Below are 17,536 nucleotides of genomic sequence, written 5' to 3' on the forward strand. Positions count from 1 at the left end.
ATAATATCCTGGGTAATATTATATGTATGGGGCATGATATTACGCTTTTAACAGCTATAAATTTGTAATTTCGTAGCATGGCAAAATCAAAATCAGCATACTTCTGTCAAAACTGTGGCTACGAATCTCCCAAATGGATGGGACAATGCCCTTCTTGCAAGCAATGGAATAGTTTTGTTGAGGAAGTCGTCGAAAAGACGAGTTCAAAAGTGCCCGAATGGCGTAGTTCTACCACAGGCGGAAGCACGAAAAGAGCGAATAAAGCTGCAATCATTCACGAGATTGTCTATCAGGATGAATTACGGATATTGACTCCTGATCAGGAATTTAACCGGGTTCTTGGTGGTGGTATCGTTCCGGGTTCATTGGTACTTATCGGAGGCGAACCCGGTATTGGGAAGTCTACGTTGATGTTACAGCTCGCTTTATCGATCCCACAAGTCAAGACACTTTATATTTCTGGGGAAGAAAGCGAACAGCAAATTAAGATGCGGGCAGAGCGATTGTCACAATCTTCTAAAGCAAATTGTTATATCCTTACCGAGACATCGACTCAAAATATTTTCAAGCAGATCGAGACGGTACAGCCTAATGTCATTGTCATAGATTCTATACAGACTTTACATTCCGCACAAATTGAATCGGCACCAGGGTCGGTTTCTCAGGTACGCGAGTGTACCGCAGAACTGCTGCGGTTTGCAAAGGAAACCAGTACACCGGTTTTTATTGTAGGGCATATTACCAAGGACGGGTCTATTGCAGGTCCCAAGGTTTTAGAACATATGGTGGATACAGTGCTTCAATTCGAAGGGGATCGTCATCATGTATACCGAATTTTACGGGCCGTAAAGAATCGTTTTGGATCTGCTTCAGAACTGGGTATTTATGAAATGCAGGGGTCGGGGCTTAGGGAAGTGTCAAATCCTTCGGAGATTATGATTTCCCAGCGCGATGAACCTGTTAGTGGCGTTTCCATTGCGGCGATGCTCGAAGGAGTGCGGCCTATGATGATTGAAGTACAGGCACTGGTGAGTAATTCGGCGTTTGGAAATGCACAGCGCTCTTCTACAGGTTACGATACGAAGCGATTAAATATGCTGCTGGCTGTTTTGGAGAAACGCTTTGGCTTTAGGTTAAGTGCACAGGATGTATTTTTGAATATTGCCGGTGGGTTGCGTGTTGAAGATCCTGCGATCGATTTGGCTGTTGTTGTTGCAATTATTTCTTCACAACAAGATATCGCGATTCGATCCAATCTGACTTTTGCCGGTGAGGTTGGTTTATCGGGTGAGATAAGGGCCGTAAATCGCATTGAACAGCGTATACAGGAGGCCGAGAAATTGGGCTTCGATGGTATTTTTATTTCTAAATTCAATACCAAAGGATTGGATGCTAAAAAATATAATATTGCCATTCGTCCGGTTGCCAAATTGGAGGACATCTTCAGTGCTTTGTTTGGCTAAGCGAGAAAAAGGGGTAATCAATCGTTTAATATCGTAATTTACTGGGATCATCTTAAAATAGATTTTTTCAGAAAAATGGCCTTCTTCAAAGAATAAAATAAAAAGACCATGCTTTTACTAAAACATGGTCTTTTTTATGGATCGTCTATAGTTTACTTTTTCAAGACTTCTTTCAATTTTGCGCGTAAAGCATCACCATGTAAATTCTTGGCGACGATTTTCCCATTGGGATCGATCAGTACATTCTGAGGAATAGATTTTACGCCGTATAATGTTCCGACATCATTTTGCCAACGTTTGAGATCCGAAACATGACGCCAGTGCAATTTATCTGCATGGATGGCTTTAATCCAAGAATTGCGATCCTTATCAAAGGATATACCCAATATTTCAAAGTTTTCACCTTTAAATTGTTGGTATGTTTTTACAAGATCTGGGCTTTCGACACGGCAATCCGGACACCAAGATGCCCAGAAATCAAGGAGAACATACTTTCCTTTAAAGTCCGAAAGCTTTACAGGGTTACCAGTAGTATCATTTTGCGTAAACGCGGGAGCTATTTTTCCAATTTGAACCGTTTCCAATGTATTTAAGTAGTCTTGGAACTCTTTTCCTTCACTTGAATTCTTGACATTTTTACTCAAGGTATTATAAAGCGCTTGAAGCTCAGGGTATACAGGGTCATAACCGCCGACTCTACGCAAGTCAACCAATGTCGAGATTGAATCCGGAGCGGCCTTAACGCGTGCAATATACTCCTCTTTGGTAAGTTCTTTTTTTTGTGCAGAACCAAAGAACGGCAGAACTAAAAAAAGTAGTGTGATGTATTTTATCATGTTATTATTCTTATATATATTTACAAATATAAGAAAATCCACTAATTTAGTAGATTAATAAAATGTCAAAAAATGAACTTCAACCTAACTTCTAAACTTCCACATGTCGGCACGACGATCTTTACCAAAATGACGATGCTCGCCAATGAACAACAAGCCTTAAATCTGTCGCAAGGTTTTCCTGACTTTGAGACCGATCCGAAGTTGGTTCAATTGGTGTCTAAGGCAATGGAACAGGGGCATAACCAATATGCGCCAATGATTGGGGCACAGGCATTACGTGATATTATCGCAAAAAAATATCGTGAAGTTTATGACGTGGCGGTTGATGCAACGGCAGAGCTTACTGTGACATCTGGTGGTACACAGGCAATTTTTACAGCTATTGCCACTGTTGTTAGGCCACAAGATGAGGTTATTATCTTTGAACCGGCATACGATTGTTATGCGCCGACGATCGAATTGTTCGGTGGTAAAGTTGTTCCCGTGCGATTATTGGCTCCTGATTTTCAGATTGACTGGGATTACGTAGCTACGTTAATTAATTCCAAAACCCGTTTAATCATCATCAATAATCCGAATAATCCAACAGGCAAAGTACTCGGTAGAGAAGAATTGATTAAACTTGGGGATTTGTTATCAGGTACCAATGCGTTGTTGCTGAGCGATGAGGTATACGAGCATATCGTATTCGATGGTGCTTCCCCACAATCGGTGCTGGAAATCCCGACTTTGCGCGAGCGAAGCTTTGTAATTGCTTCCTTTGGAAAATTATTGCATACAACGGGTTGGAAAATTGGTTATTGCATTGCCCCGCCGCAATTAACTCAAGAATTTAGAAAAGTGCATCAATTCAATGTGTTTAGTGTAAATACGCCCATGCAATTCGCTATCGCAGCATATCTAGAGGATATAAGCTATGTCAAAGGCCTATCGGACTTTTTTGAGCGGAAAAGGAATTTGTTGAAGGACGGATTAAGGGGATCCCGGTTTAAGATTCTTCCTTGTGAAGGAACTTATTTCCTTAATATAGATTATACTGCTATCAGTCAGGAGAAAGAATTTGAGTTTGCATGTTCGTTAACTAGACAACATAAAATTGCAACAATCCCACTTTCGGCATTCTATAAAGAAGCTACAAATCAACAAGTTTTGCGGGTCTGTTTCGCTAAAAAGGATGAAACACTAGTAAAAGCAGTCGAGATTTTGAATAAGGTATAACCCTATTATTGAGCTAACAGAATAGCTAAAAGGTTTTATTTAAAATATCGCTAAGAAAGAACCACTTTATTAAAATTTTACTTCAACTTGAGGTACTAATTTTATAAATTTGTAATTCACGTTTATCAACATACCCATAAAATGGCTAGATTAAATTTATTGGAAGAAACGCGCTTCGAAAAAGTCCCTGTGAGCGTCTATCCAGATCAAAATTCAGCTTCGAAAAACGTTGCAAATCGTATTGCTGAAATTATTCGTGCAAAGCAAGAGAAAGGTGAGAAAGCTGTTCTGGGCCTTGCCACTGGTGCCACACCGGTAAAAGTCTATCAAGAATTGATTCGTTTGCATAAAGAAGAAGGTTTAAGCTTTAAGAACGTGATTACCTTCAATCTTGACGAATACTACCCGATGCAACCTGATGCTGATCAGAGCTATGTGACCTTTATGAACAAAAACTTGTTCGACCACGTAGATATTGATGCGGCCAATGTAAATATTCCAGATGGTACCTTAGCTCCTGACCAAGTAAATGCATTCTGCGAGGCGTACGAACAGAAGATTACGGCAGCAGGAGGTTTAGATATTCAATTATTAGGTATTGGCCGTACAGGCCATATCGGATTCAATGAACCAGGTTCTGCACCTAACTCAGGTACACGTGTGGTAACGTTGGACGATTTAACTCGTCGCGATGCTTCCCGTGCTTTTGGTGGAAAAGAAAATGTACCAACAAAAGCGATTACCATGGGTGTAGGTACAATTTTCAAAGCGAGAGAGATCATTTTGATGGCTTGGAGCGAAACAAAGGCTGAGATCATTAAAAAAGCAGTTGAAGGTGAAATCTCCTCAGAGATTCCTGCAACTTATCTACAATTATCGGATAACGTTGAATTTATTCTTGATGAAGCTGCTGCTTCATTGTTGACACGTTTTGATCTTCCTTGGTTGGCAGAAGATGTTACTTGGACGCCTTCGTTAATTAAAAAAGCAGTTGTTTGGTTAGCTTTAGAGATCAAAAAACCAATCCTGAAACTTACCGACGAGGATTATAATGCACACGGAATGGCGAAGTTGGTTACAGAAACCGGTCCGGCATATAATATCAACATCCGTATATTCAACGAACTTCAACATACGATCACGGGATGGCCGGGAGGTAAACCCAATGTTGACGATTCACAACGTCCTGAGCGTGCCAATCCAGCGAAGAAAAATGTAATTGTATTTTCTCCACACCCGGATGATGATGTCATCTCGATGGGGGGTACATTTATTCGTCTGGCAGACCAAGGACACAATGTCCATGTTGCTTACCAAACTTGTGGTAATACAGCTGTTTGGGATGATGATGTGGTACGTTATCTGGAGTTTGCTGAAGATTTAGCAAAACAAATTGGGGCAGAGGCGGAAGCTTCTCAGATCGGTCGAATTTATGATGAGGAAAGAGCAATTTTTGCGACAAAAAAACCAAATCAGATCGATACTGAACTTGTCCGTAAAATCAAAGCATTGATCCGTAAGGGTGAGGCGATCGCAGGAGCTCGTTTAGTTGGTTTGCCAGATGAAAATATCCATTTCCAGGATCTGCCTTTCTATGATAGACAAAAGTTTTCAAAAAATGTATCTTTTGAAGATGATATTCAACAAACAATGGAATTGTTGCGTCAGGTAAAACCACATCAGGTATTTGCTGCAGGTGACTTTGCTGACCCACACGGTACGCATAAAGTATGTTTCGATATCTTGTTTGAAGCATTGAGCAGATTGAGCAAAACAGATGAATGGACCAAAGATTGTTGGTTATGGTTATACAGAGGTGCATGGCATGAATACCCAATCCACGAGATCCAAATGGCCGTTCCATTATCTCCACAAGAAGTTTATCGTAAACGTTTAGCGATCTTCAAACACCAATCTCAAAAAGATTTACCTGTATTCCCTGGAGATGATCCACGTGAATTCTGGGTACGTGCTGAAGACCGTACAAGCGAAACCGCAGCTTTATATGACCAATTAGGTCTTGCAAATTATGAAGCTATTGAAGCGTTCGTAAGATGGAAATTTGACTAAAATACCTGTCTGACTATAAAATAACTGTCTGACGACATAAAAAAGTCCTGAGCCTGAGGTGGTTCAGGACTTTTTTGTTTTTAATCATTCTAAATAGGTTATTTTTTATACCTTTGCGCTATTATTTAGAATAATTAAAAATAATTACCCAAAATTATTAACATGGACAAACACTTACTAGCTCTCGCTTCTACATTTTTAATCGGAGGTGCAGTATATGGTCAAACCTCGGGAATCGTCAAAGGTAAAGTCGTCGATACACAAAATAATCCCTTAAGTTCAGTAACCGTTTCAATCGGAGATAAAACGGTCCGTACAGACTATAGAGGTCATTTTAGACTGCATGGCGTCGACCAAAATACGGTGATTAAATTCACTTATATGGGCTACCAGACAACCGTTATCGATTATGTTTTTAGCACGAAGAGCCCTGAAGTGGTTATTGATCCAATTACCCTGGTGAGCAATGAGCAGGCAATTGATGAGGTAGAAGTGTTTGGTGAACGCAACAAAAAGCCAAAAGGCTTGGAAATGATCACACGTATGCCATTAAAACCTTCGGATCAAATTCAGAGTATTTCTGTCATATCCAATAAGGTAATTCAAGATCAGGGTATTCTTACGTTGACGGACGCTGTAAGAAATATTCCGGGTGTAACCTTGTTTGGTTCTTATGGCGGTGTTAAAGAATCTTTGTCAACACGTGGTTTCAGAGGGGTACCTGTATTGAAGAACGGTGTGCGGATGGACTCTCAATTTCAGACTGCATCTGGAGTCGTTGATATGCAAGGTGTGGAGTCTATTCAAATGATTAAAGGGTCTGCTGCGGTTACACAGGGCGTTATTACTGATATTGGTAATGCTGGTGGGGTAATTAATGTGGTCACTAAAACTCCTAATTTCACGAATTCTGGAGAGATTGGTGTCCGTGCAGGAAGCTGGGGGCAATTCCGCCCAACCTTTGATTTCCAAACGGTACTAGATAAGAAAGAGACCGTTGCTTTTCGAATGGATGGCGCTTATGAACGTAGCGATAGCTACCGCAAAAGTGTATCCTCCAACCGTGTTTATCTAAATCCATCCTTAGCTTGGAAACCAACGGATAAGACGACAATTACTTTGGAGGGTGATTATTTTAACGATAATCGCACGCCGGTTAATTCCGCAGTCAATTTAAATCCTTCGCAAGGGGTGAATGCGCTATATGTTATCCCGAACAATAAGTTTTTGGGCTTCAATTCCGATAATAATAATACAGAGATGAAGAGCTTTATGGCCCAGATAAATCATGAATTGACCGATCGCTGGAGCATCAGAGCTTCTATTGCAACTTCATCTTACCAGGTTGATAACCAATCGTCTTCTTCCTCATTGATTAAAGACGATGCAAAACAATATAATACATTCTCGCGCTCAATGAGCAAAAACCTGCGCGATGACAAGAATAAAACTTTTCAGTTTGACTTGATTGGAAAAGATCTTTATACGGGTAAAGTAAAACATTTGGTTCAAGCTGGGGTGGACTATCGTATTTCTGATGCGACAACAACTTCTTTTGCAGGAAAATTAAGTCCACTGGAGAAAAATGTTCTTTTGAAAAAAGCGGATCAAAATAGTAATGTAATTGATATTATTGATATTCACGGCGATTGGGTAAATGATCTATCCGAGGTTGTCTACGTCGATTCTTTGGGAAACCAGCGAAAAGGAAAGCAAATCGCCTACACAGCAGGAACGCCTGTGCGAAGTTATTATTCTTCTATCGGATTTATGGGGCAGGACGTTATTGAATTTAATAAATACATTAAGGCTGTATTAGGTTTACGTTATTCCGAAATTACAACAAAAGATTTCACATCAAACGGTAATAAAAGGGAGTCTGCATGGAATCCAATGGCGGGGGTGATTGTTACGCCATTTGAGAATTTTAATGTATTTGGGTCTTATACAAACTCAACGAATTTAAGGAATGCTGCGAATCCATTAACCGATGGTACAGCAGCAGGTGCTTCTAAAACCGAACAATTTGAGGGGGGAATTAAATCCGATTGGCTGAATAATCGGTTACGTTTCAATTTAACCTATTTCCATATCTATACCTCTAACTTGACCAATGCGGAGTATAAGGCCGGAACCAATGATCCTACAGGATTATACTTTAAGGCAGGGGATCTGGTACGCGATGGAATTGAGGCTGAGTTGAACGGTCGTGTATTGGAAAATTTAACAGTGATGTTGGGCTATGCCTATTTAGATGCGCGATATAAAAATTCACCTTCTTATATGGATGGATCGGCACCGATGAATGCGCCAAAACATACGGCAAATGCATGGATACAATATGTATTTGATCAAGGAGCTCTTCGGAACCTGAGTTTAAGTGCGGGCATTTATTATGTTGGAGACCGACCTGTCAATGAATATAGCTTAACGCCAAATGGACATGGCGAATATTATGGTACAGAACCTTTCAATATGCCAGCTTATACCACATTAAATGCACAGGTGGGATACAAATGGCGCAAATTTGATGCGAAAGTATTTGTAAATAATATCACCAATGAGATTGGATTGAATTCATACTTCCGAGGTGGTTTTATTAATCAGATCGATCCAAGAAATGCTGCTGTTGCATTGAGTTATAAGTTTTAAGGATACAACATCGATATAAAATAGAAGGGCTGTCCAAAGAAGTTTGGACAGCCCTATTTTATTCTATTTTGCCTTTATCAGCTTAAGTGCCAGTTCAAACAGCCGATTTTTGAAGTGACTGATGTTATTTTAGGCAGCTTTTTTTTATTGTCAATGCCAATAGCGTTTATCATTTTGCGGCCCAATGAATTAATAGCTGATTACATCACCTGATCGTCCTTTCGCATCAAATACTTTAAATAAGTATTTCTTTCCAGTCTGGAATGGTATCGGACTGTTCACTATTTTGGATTTCAAAGTTGGCGTAGTGCCGTTGTCGCTGTAATAGACTTTGAAACCAGGATAATCGGTATTGATAAGGAGTTGGCTACCCTCTTTCTTGATTCCAATTTTAGGAAGTCGATAGGTATAGCCTCCATTTATCTTATCCAGTTTTCTCAATTCATCCTCACCTAATTTTTTGATAAAGGAGGTATACGATTTACGATAAGTGGCCTCGTCAAAAGAATTTCCTTTTTCCCAAGTTTGTTCGGGTGCCCATGCGCGATCAGCAATCGCTATTAAACGTGGAAATATCATTTCCTCAAGACGCTGGTCAGTAGATACCTTTTCTGCCCATAAGGCGCCTTTGATACCGAGGAGGTTTTTCTTCCCTTCCGCTGTAAGCTGTTCTTTATTGGTGTATGCCTCAGGTCTAAGATCTTTTCCGGTGTCATCCTTGCGCAGATTGATGAAGAAATTTTCAGGAGAAAACGAATAAGTTCTATTCAGATTAACCGTACCGACCCAGCTGTGTCCTGGATCAGCAAAATCACGGTCCCAAGACATATCCAGGTAGTTGTTTGCAGCACTCGTATAAACAACTTTATATCCTGCATTTGCCAATCGATAGGCGAGGTCTTCCTGTCCTTGGCCAGGGAGATTGTTCCATACATTCAAATGGATGCCGGATTTTCCTAGATCGGCATTTACAACCATGCCTTTTCCTTTATTGCGCATACCCATTTCTTCCCATCCAGACATCGTTAACCCTTTTTCTTGAACAAGGGTATTAATTTTGGTAATATACAGTGGCCATACATCGAGTACATTGGCGATATTATTTTCCTTCATAAAGGCCAATACCTTTGGCGATTTTTCCCAAACACCACTTGGCGTCTCGTCGCCTCCCAAATCGATAATTTTCAACGGAACTCCAGCTTGATCATGCATCGCTTTGATTTCATCGATCACTTTGCTCAGGAAGTGATAGGTTGACGGTAGGGCAGGGTTCATGACATTGTCATTCCAGTTTTGTGCAGAATTATAAACAGATTTGTCCTCTGCATCGTCAAGCAGGAATTCCTCCGCCTTTTGTTTATCACCAAGTTTTGAGTAATGCGCAAAACGCGCGCGCATCGCTTTGATCGCTGCGCGGGCATGACCAGGAGTTTCTACCTCTGGTATGACGTCTATATGTCTTGCCTGAGCATATTTTAAAATTTCGATATAGTCAGCAACACTGTAGAATTGATGCGGCTTAGCGGTAGCGCCAGATCCATAAGCAGACTGTATTGCCTTTCCATCTTCAAAATTGGCCGAACGGTTGGCTCCGATAGTCGTTAATTCGGGTAGGGCTGGAATTTCCAATCGCCAACCTTCGTCGTCAATGAAGTGGAAATGGAACTTGTTCAACTTGTAAGAAGCCATGAGATCCAATATTCTTAAAACCTCGGCTTTGCTATGGAAATTACGGGCAGCATCCAGCATAAATCCACGGTACCCATAGCGCGGGCTATCTTCAATGTTGCAGAATGGTAATGTGATCGATTTTATGCCTTTGTTCCATTGACTGTGATTGATCAACGATTTTAACGATTGTATGGCATAAAATGCACCAGCTTTATCTGATGCTTCTATTCGTACACCTTTAGCACCAATCGTCAAGTGATAGGATTCGGGCTTTAAGTTGTTTGCTTTGACAATCTCAATGCCGCCTTGTGGACTGGATGAAGCTGCTAGCTTAACGCCTGAATAGCTGGTCAGGAAGTCTGTCAGAAAGCCTCCTTCGCTAGCAAATTCATGGTCAATAAAAAAATTTGTACCTGTCGATAGGTTGAATTTTTCGTTATTATTGATGCTGATATTGCTTGGTAAAGGGATGATATGCTGTGCTGCTATACCCTCTACCAGCTTATTTTGATCGTATTTAAAAGCAAAGTAAGCTGTTTTTTCAGCGTCCGACTGGGGAGCAATTTTAACCGCAGAATAATCCGAAATATTTGTTGCAAGCCCGGTCTTATTATTTTTTAGGTATAGACCAATTGGCCCATCCGTATAATTGACCAGTCCAGTCGTGATAAAATCGATGTGGACTGTATCTTGCGCATTTAATAAAAAGTTATTTTTCTTAAAGCTAACCTGAAAGAGATCTCCGTTTCGGTGGTCTATCGCAAAACGTTTGTCGACCTTATCGGGATCGATAGATCGGATAAAATTAAACCAGAGGCTCCAGTCGTTGAGTTGAACAGCACTTTTTCCCTTGTTTTTTAAAATTAGGGTGGATACCGGATTTTTACGGATATTCTGTCCGTCTTTGACCTTCCAGGTGAGTTGCAGTTGATCTGCGATAGCGCTCGATTTCTGGGCATAGGCTTCCTGACTTAATAAAGCCAAGCCTAGTCCGGCATAGAGTAGCGGTTTTTTGATTTTTTTTAAAATTAGTCATGTTGGTTACTTTTTTCAATGACTCTAAATATAGCTATTCTAGAGGGTTTTATGATCTATTTCAAAAAAAAATGAATAAAAAAAAAGATAAAAATTTTGACACATTTATAAATATTTCTATATTTGCACACCGAAACAGAAAACGGCCCGTTCGTCTAGGGGTTAGGACGCAAGATTTTCATTCTTGAAACAGGGGTTCGATTCCCCTACGGGCTACAGATCGAAAGATTAAAACTTAAAAAAGCTTGCAAATCATATTGCAAGCTTTTTTTTGCTATTAGTATCTACAAAACCAATATGAACTTCCGGGAACAAAGTGAGTCATAAACAAAAGTTGTAGGGGGATAAAAAATAATCTGCTATTGATCATAACCCTGAATGGAAAAACATCCTTCATCAACGAAACTATAAATTTAACGTAAAAAAAATGACAACATTTCCGGTTATAGCCTCTACTCTTTCTGCCAAACAATTAGGAGATTTTGTGAAAGATAGATATGGCCTAGACGACAAATACAATTGTACCCTATTCAGAACAGGAATGAATCACACGTATTTTCTTTCCAACACCGAAACGAAATACGTTTTGCGAGTTTATAGTCATAATTGGAGGTCAAGAACCGAAATTATTGAAGAGCTTGAACTTCTGAAATCATTGAAGAATGAAAATTTAAGTGTTTCTTTTCCAATTGAAGATAAAGATGGAGCATTCATTCAAGAAATAAATGCTCCTGAAGGAAACAGATACGTTGTACTTTTTTCCTTTGCTCAAGGTGAGAAAATTCGATTTATGGACAACGAAACTTGTTTTCGAATAGGTTCTCTAATGGCGAATATGCACAACCATACCGAAAACAAGAACATTAACCGAGTATCTTATCATAAGGAGTCTCTTATAGAACTGCCTTATGCGTATTTAAAACAATTCTTTTCGGACAAGTTGCCAGAAATGGAATTCATTAGGGAATTTGGAGGAAATTTTCAAAATTCAGATTTCGATAATACGAAAACCGGAATTATTCATATGGATATATGGTATGATAATATGGCCGTTACGGCTGAAAAGGAGATTACGATTTTTGACTTTGACTTTTGTGGAAATGGATGGCAAATTTTAGATGTTGGATATTTCTGCAAACAACTGTTTTTCATAGAATCAGATAAAGAGCAGTATGAATTAAAAATTCAAAGCTTCTTACGTGGATACCAGAGCAATAGATTTTTATCTGAAAAAGAGCTCAGCTTAATACCAAAAGCTGGCGCATCTATTTTTATTTTTTATCTGGGCGTACAGGCACAAAGATTTGATTGGTCCAACATATTTTTGACAGAAAACTATCTTAAAATGTTTGTCGGAAGAATTAAAGCTTGGATGGATTATTACACAAAGAACGAAGTCACTGGGGCTATATAAGAAATTACAGGTATTTTCTCCTATTGGTAATTAAAATGTAACGTATTAATTTTACCTTTAATATTCCAAATAATAAAATTTTATGAAGGCACATACGTACGAAACACAATCGACGATTACACCTGAAAAAGCATTAAATTTCCTGAAGGAGGGAAACCAGCGCTTTGTTAATAACCTGAAAGCTAACCGCGATCTACTTGAACAGGTGAACGCTACGCGTGAGGGACAATGGCCATTTGCCGTGGTGCTAAGCTGCATCGATAGCCGTACTTCAGCTGAACTTATATTTGATCAGGGATTGGGCGATATCTTCAGTATCCGGATTGCCGGAAATTTTGTCAATCAAGATATTTTAGGTTCGATGGAGTTTGGTTGCAATGTGGCAGGTTCTAAACTTGTTGTCGTTCTAGGGCATACCAAATGTGGAGCATTAAAAGGAGGATTGGATGCGGCACAGATTGAGGGTATGGGAATGGATAACCTAAATCATTTGATTAATCATTTCGACCCGATCATTAATGAGGTGATCGATAAGGGGGAAGAACGTTCTTCTAAAAATAGTGTGTTGCTTGAAAAACTAAATCAACAGAACATTAAACATGCGATCCGTGACATTCGCAGACAAAGTTCAACGCTTCGTAAACTTGAAGAAGAGGGTAAAATTAAGATTGTTGGCGCAAACTATGATGTTGAAACTGGTAGCGTAAGTTGGATGTAAGTTGTAGAAACAGACAAATAGGTTTTGTCGGTTAAAAAAGATGGACAACCGTATCTGACTTTAGGTAAGATTAGGTATCCCAAGATTCGCTGATCATAAGTCGAATGGGTGTGTACACTTTTTAAGAATAAAAGAAAAAGGGAGGTGCTAACTCATTTTAAAGTTAGCACCTCCCTTTTTTGTTCTATGTATAAATACTAGAGTTTAAAGCAGGAAACATTTCCTGCGAAATCAGCCACATAAATCAAATCGCCATCCACCGTGATGTCTGAAAATATCGGCGAACCCAGGTTGAATTTTGATAGGAGTTTACCCGCTTTATTAAGGACGTAGACATAGCCGTCTGAAGCACCAAAAACTAACTTGTCTTTGACTTCAATAACTGCAGATTCAACTGTACCGACCAGTTTATGGTTATCAGGACTACTGTATGCAGAAGAATAGACAAGCGCTTCTCCAGTGGAAAAATGCCACTTCTCTTCCAAAGTCTGCAGATCATAGGCTTTTATTCCGTTGGTGGAAGTTGGCATAACCAAAAGGTTTTCACTGATCTTTGGTGCAGTCATCACCTTGAAATCGTCGGTTTTAATGCTCTTCTGTGAGATTTCTCCCGTTTTTAGATCGATCTTAAAGATGCCATTGAGGCCGGTCGTATAGATGTAATCATTTTGAGCTGTTACCCCACCACTTCTAAACCGTAAACCATCTTCCTGACGTTTCCAGAGCAGTTTTCCAGTATGGATATCATAAGCACAGAGTGCATTCCAGTTGTATCCAGCTAAAAGAACTTGACCGACAACCGATAGCTCTGCTGGAGTAGCTTCTCCGCCTGACGGTTCTACACCTTCCCATAACGGTTTGCCTGTATGGATATCAATCGCCGACATTCGTTTTCCTAATCCAGTATAATAAATCCCGTTGGCAAGCGCAGCGCCAGAAACAAAGGTCGGGAGACTTGGAGCCGAAGGTTTCTTTGTCCACAGGATTTTCCCTGTATTTGCATCTATTGCATAGACATTGGTTTCAACATCGGTGGCCAACAATATACCATCACTGAAACGTAATCTATGCTTAATGGAATTTATCGTTGGCAGAGACCATAATACTTTTCCACTCCGTCTATCCAGGGCTTTGATTGCATGATTGGTTCCTATGCCATCATCCATTGTGGCTATAAAAAGTTTATCGCCAACTACCAGAGGGCTTGTTTTCCAGATATTTCCATTGACTGAAGTGGACCACTGTAGTTTGATCTTATCATTTTCTGCTGGCGCGAGGCTAAACGTTTCTTTCTTTAAGGTCTGTTCGCCATTCTCGTAGCGAATCGTGATAAGTGCATCGTGTTGTCCTTTGTGATTTTGTTTTTGGAAAGGAACATTTGCTTGCCATGTCCAATCTCCGGAAGCTTTCAGCGAAATCGAGCTTATGCGATTTCCGGTCTCATGTGCGGATATTGTGAGGTCTACGCCCTGTATTTGTCGCTCACTATCGTAGGCGTTGACCAGTATAGGCAGCGTTTGGTCAGCGTTTAACGACTGATTTTCCACGGGCCGTACCAACTGGACGTGATCACGTAAGTTTGTGTAGATCGGCTTGATATTCTTGATACCTTGTTTGTCAATATCGACGACAACAAACTGTGCGGCAGAATTATCAATACCACCTTTGTTAGGGGCATTGGAACAAACGACATAGACACCATTTTGTTTGAAGACGAAATTGTTGTGCCAGTGCCCATAGAACCAGGCCTTAAGGTTATATTGCTTTAAATCGATCTGTTCTTTTTCTCCTTTAAGTACAAAATCAGGCCCTACAAAGAAGTCATGGTTAATAAAGATCAATGGCTTGGATTTATCCATGGCAGCTAGATCTTTTTTGAGCCAAGCTATGATCTGATCAGCGGTGTAGCTGGGTTTATAGTCGCCATTTGGCATTGGTGTAACGACGAAGTGAGCCGGCCCGGCGTCGAATGAGTAATAAGTCGGTCCAAATAGATCTTCAAATAGCTTCTCGCCATATTCACCTTTGACAAGATCATGATTTCCGACAGTATAATAGGTGGGTCTGCCCATGAGTTCACTGTTGACCTGCTTGGCATGAAAAAGCATGCCCGGTTCATAGCAGATATCTCCGGTATGCATGATCAGACTTGCACGCTGTTGCTTGGCGTAGTTTCTGACATTGTCAATCCAAGGTCCGTATAGCGGTGTTTCTGTATCCGTGATTTGGATAAAGCGTAGAAAATCGTTTTGTTGAACCGCATCTTTGACTAAAGCGAAGTCTAGATTTTTGGCATCCGCACGCAATGGAATGTAATGTGTTTTGGTAGCCTTGTAACCACTGGGCACAGTGACAGACAAAAAGCGGGCATTGGGGTTATAGGGCAGCGTATACGTTCCGTCTCTATTTGTTTTTACCACATCATAGCCATCGGATACAGTGATTCCGCCTAGGAGATTTTCGTTCTTTTCGAACAGGTTATTCGCATTCTGATCTTCAAAAACCCGACCAATGCGTTGTTGTGCAAAAAGGGAGGGAATAGGAAGGAGACAGCAGGCAAGTAATTTGAGTAATTTCATGTTGTTTAAATAAAAAAGCTAGCTCCGGTTTCAGAGCTAGCAAAAAGTGATTAAGGTTATTAACTATTTATCCCATCCGAATACTTGTTTTAAATTGGGATTCAATGTTATTTGACCCAATGGGATTGGTTTGTAATAATATTTTGGAGAGACAAATGACCGCTTATTTTTTTGGTCAACAGTCATCATAATATACCCCGAAGTACCATTGCTGAGGTAGAATGCACCTCCATCGAGGTAATATTTTACCAGCTTGGTTTTTACAGCATCCGGTAACTGGTCAATTGGACCTGTTGCTTTCTCATTTTCAAGAATGGCAATATCCGGATTTCCATCACCTGTAACGTCCATAGCTCCTAATGCAGGCACGTAGATTCCATGTGGGGCAACGGCTAGTAGGTCTCCTGTTTTCCAGCGTAGCACATCGTTGAAACGGAAACCTTCACAGGCAAGCTCAACCCGGCGCTCACGACGGATCTCTAACAAGGCCCCTTTATTGGCCCCTTGAGCGTTCGGATAGCGTGCAGCAAGAACAGGATCTACCTGTGTATTGGCCGTTGCTAACAGTAAGGCTGGTACACCGACGCGTCCACGTAAAACATTCACGGTTGCATCCAGATCAGCTTGTGTAAGCGTACCCAATTCAGCTTTCGCTTCAGCATTGATAAGCAATACTTCGGCATAACGCATAATAGGAAGATCGGTGTAGTTTGCATTCCAACCGCCACGAAGAGCAGGATCTCTAGGGTAGAATTTAATCTGTAAATATCCACCAAAACTAGGTTTTATTAAATAAGCTGTGGGGTTATTCGGATCAGTCTTAAATCCGGCAGGCATAATGGTTTCAGCCAGGCGAGGGTCCCTGTTTTGAAATATTTGCGTAAAGGTTTTCGTTTTGTAATCCGGAGTCGATGTAAAAGATTTTCCGTCAGCTGTTAGAAATTCTTCCATCAATTCTCCGCTTAATGCCCACTGCCAGTCCAATACGGTGTGTGAATTGTTTGCAATACCCAGTGAACGGTCATTCTTTTGGATAAAAATCGCTTCTGTATTCGAGGATAAATTGTTGCTGCTGAACAATGTTCTAAAGTCGACCTCTTTGGCACCAGTATTATGAATTTTGTATTTTCCGGAACTGATAACTTCTTGGGATGCTGAAGCTGCTCTTTTTAAGAATTCATCTGCTGTAGCCTGTAAATTTAACTCCTCGTGGTATTTACGGAATGTTCCTTCGTGTAAGGCAATGCGCGCTAATAGTGTTAATGCAGCGCCTTGTGTGACACGCTCTTTGAAATTACCGGCTACTTTATCTTCTCTGATATGGGCTGCGGCAAATTCAAGATCCTCCATAATATGTTTAACGACCACTTCGCGCGAATCTTGGTCTTTGTACATGGCTTCGTCCTCAGCACCCAAAGCCGTATCATACCAAGGAACATTGTTATAATCGCGCACTAAATTAAAGTAGATGTAGGCACGAAAGAAGCGGGCAATTCCAACGTAATGGTCTATTTGTGCTTGATCGCCGGTTACAGTACCAAGGTGATCCATCATATAATTGATGCGGCGTAAATTTTTCCATTCATCCGACCATCCAGATGCGTTGCCTGGTGTTAGTGTGCCACGGAGCATATTGTTGGTTGAACTGCTCCCTGTGAACCCACCGATATTATCGGTGAAGATATCGTCATATGATGCGCCTATAAATCGATAAAAACCATTGGTATAAGTCTTGAGATCTTCTGGAGTTTTAAAGAAATTTTGATCTGTGACAGCCGTCTTGTTGCTGCGATCCAAAAAGTCTTTATTACAGCTTATTGTCAATAGTGATAAAGACAATGCTAGTGTAGTATAATGAAATATTTTCATGAATATGC

Annotated in this window: 10 protein-coding genes and 1 tRNA gene; 7 read left to right on the plus strand and 4 right to left on the minus strand. The window is 40.4% G+C overall.

All coding sequences use genetic code 11. The features are described 5' to 3' along the window. Nucleotides 1–77 precede the first annotated feature (77 nt). Entirely contained in the window at nt 78–1,463 is a 1,386-nt protein-coding gene (gene radA, locus BV902_RS01690; protein ID WP_075990497.1) for a DNA repair protein RadA, read from the plus strand. 152 nt (nt 1,464–1,615) lie between these two features. Here the strand turns inward: radA and BV902_RS01695 are convergent, their stop codons facing one another. After that, entirely contained in the window at nt 1,616–2,299 is a 684-nt protein-coding gene (locus BV902_RS01695) for a peroxiredoxin family protein (protein ID WP_075990498.1), read from the minus strand. A 72-nt stretch (nt 2,300–2,371) separates the two neighbouring features. Here BV902_RS01695 and BV902_RS01700 point away from each other — a divergent pair, with 72 nt between their 5' ends. The 3 genes from BV902_RS01700 to BV902_RS01710 all read left to right on the plus strand — a co-directional run bounded on the left by BV902_RS01700 (nt 2,372) and on the right by BV902_RS01710 (nt 8,242). Then, on the plus strand, nt 2,372–3,520 hold the full coding sequence (locus BV902_RS01700) for a methionine aminotransferase (RefSeq protein ID WP_075990499.1): 1,149 nt from the start codon (nt 2,372–2,374) through the stop codon (nt 3,518–3,520). Between the two features lie 141 nt (nt 3,521–3,661). Next, nucleotides 3,662–5,590 carry a glucosamine-6-phosphate deaminase gene (nagB, locus tag BV902_RS01705; protein ID WP_075990500.1) on the plus strand — a complete coding sequence of 643 codons (1,929 nt, stop codon included), beginning with the start codon at nt 3,662–3,664 and terminating at the stop codon, nt 5,588–5,590. 162 nt (nt 5,591–5,752) lie between these two features. Continuing rightward, nucleotides 5,753–8,242 (plus strand): TonB-dependent receptor, encoded by a 2,490-nt coding sequence (locus BV902_RS01710; protein ID WP_083663425.1) that lies wholly within the window; start codon nt 5,753–5,755, stop codon nt 8,240–8,242. A gap of 189 nt (nt 8,243–8,431) precedes the next feature. Here BV902_RS01710 and BV902_RS01715 read toward each other — a convergent pair whose 3' ends face one another. Next, the gene (locus tag BV902_RS01715; RefSeq protein WP_083663426.1) at nt 8,432–10,897 is read right to left on the minus strand and encodes a family 20 glycosylhydrolase; all 2,466 of its coding nucleotides are present in this window, start codon (nt 10,895–10,897) and stop codon (nt 8,432–8,434) included. Between the two features lie 195 nt (nt 10,898–11,092). Here BV902_RS01715 and BV902_RS01720 point away from each other — a divergent pair. The 3 genes from BV902_RS01720 (at nt 11,093) to BV902_RS01730 (ending at nt 13,080) form a co-directional block, all read left to right on the plus strand. Next, nucleotides 11,093–11,164, plus strand: a tRNA-Glu gene (locus BV902_RS01720). 211 nt (nt 11,165–11,375) lie between these two features. After that, nucleotides 11,376–12,362: a phosphotransferase gene (locus BV902_RS01725; protein WP_075990502.1), complete on the plus strand. Its 987-nt coding sequence runs from the start codon at nt 11,376–11,378 to the stop codon at nt 12,360–12,362. An 82-nt stretch (nt 12,363–12,444) separates the two neighbouring features. Next, nucleotides 12,445–13,080, plus strand: a complete 636-nt coding sequence (locus BV902_RS01730; protein WP_075990503.1) for a carbonic anhydrase — start codon at nt 12,445–12,447, stop codon at nt 13,078–13,080. 197 nt (nt 13,081–13,277) lie between these two features. Here the strand turns inward: BV902_RS01730 and BV902_RS01735 are convergent, their stop codons facing one another. Both BV902_RS01735 and BV902_RS01740 read right to left on the minus strand, forming a co-directional pair. After that, nucleotides 13,278–15,659, minus strand: a complete 2,382-nt coding sequence (locus BV902_RS01735; RefSeq protein WP_075990504.1) for an outer membrane protein assembly factor BamB family protein — start codon at nt 15,657–15,659, stop codon at nt 13,278–13,280. A gap of 63 nt (nt 15,660–15,722) precedes the next feature. Beyond that, on the minus strand, nt 15,723–17,528 hold the full coding sequence (locus BV902_RS01740) for a RagB/SusD family nutrient uptake outer membrane protein (protein ID WP_075990505.1): 1,806 nt from the start codon (nt 17,526–17,528) through the stop codon (nt 15,723–15,725). Nucleotides 17,529–17,536: the final 8 nt, after the last annotated feature.

This window comes from Sphingobacterium sp. B29 (assembly GCF_001952815.1).
Lineage (GTDB): Bacteria > Bacteroidota > Bacteroidia > Sphingobacteriales > Sphingobacteriaceae > Sphingobacterium > Sphingobacterium siyangense.

Coding starts and splice junctions, on each gene's coding strand:
- BV902_RS01700 (WP_075990499.1), top strand. CDS start 2,372: ATGAACTTCAACCTAACTTCTAAACTTCCACATGTCGGCACGACGATC.
- BV902_RS01735 (WP_075990504.1), bottom strand. CDS start 15,659: ATGAAATTACTCAAATTACTTGCCTGCTGTCTCCTTCCTATTCCCTCC.
- BV902_RS01740 (WP_075990505.1), bottom strand. CDS start 17,528: ATGAAAATATTTCATTATACTACACTAGCATTGTCTTTATCACTATTG.
- BV902_RS01710 (WP_083663425.1), top strand. CDS start 5,753: ATGGACAAACACTTACTAGCTCTCGCTTCTACATTTTTAATCGGAGGT.
- radA (WP_075990497.1), top strand. CDS start 78: ATGGCAAAATCAAAATCAGCATACTTCTGTCAAAACTGTGGCTACGAA.
- nagB (WP_075990500.1), top strand. CDS start 3,662: ATGGCTAGATTAAATTTATTGGAAGAAACGCGCTTCGAAAAAGTCCCT.
- BV902_RS01725 (WP_075990502.1), top strand. CDS start 11,376: ATGACAACATTTCCGGTTATAGCCTCTACTCTTTCTGCCAAACAATTA.
- BV902_RS01730 (WP_075990503.1), top strand. CDS start 12,445: ATGAAGGCACATACGTACGAAACACAATCGACGATTACACCTGAAAAA.
- BV902_RS01695 (WP_075990498.1), bottom strand. CDS start 2,299: ATGATAAAATACATCACACTACTTTTTTTAGTTCTGCCGTTCTTTGGT.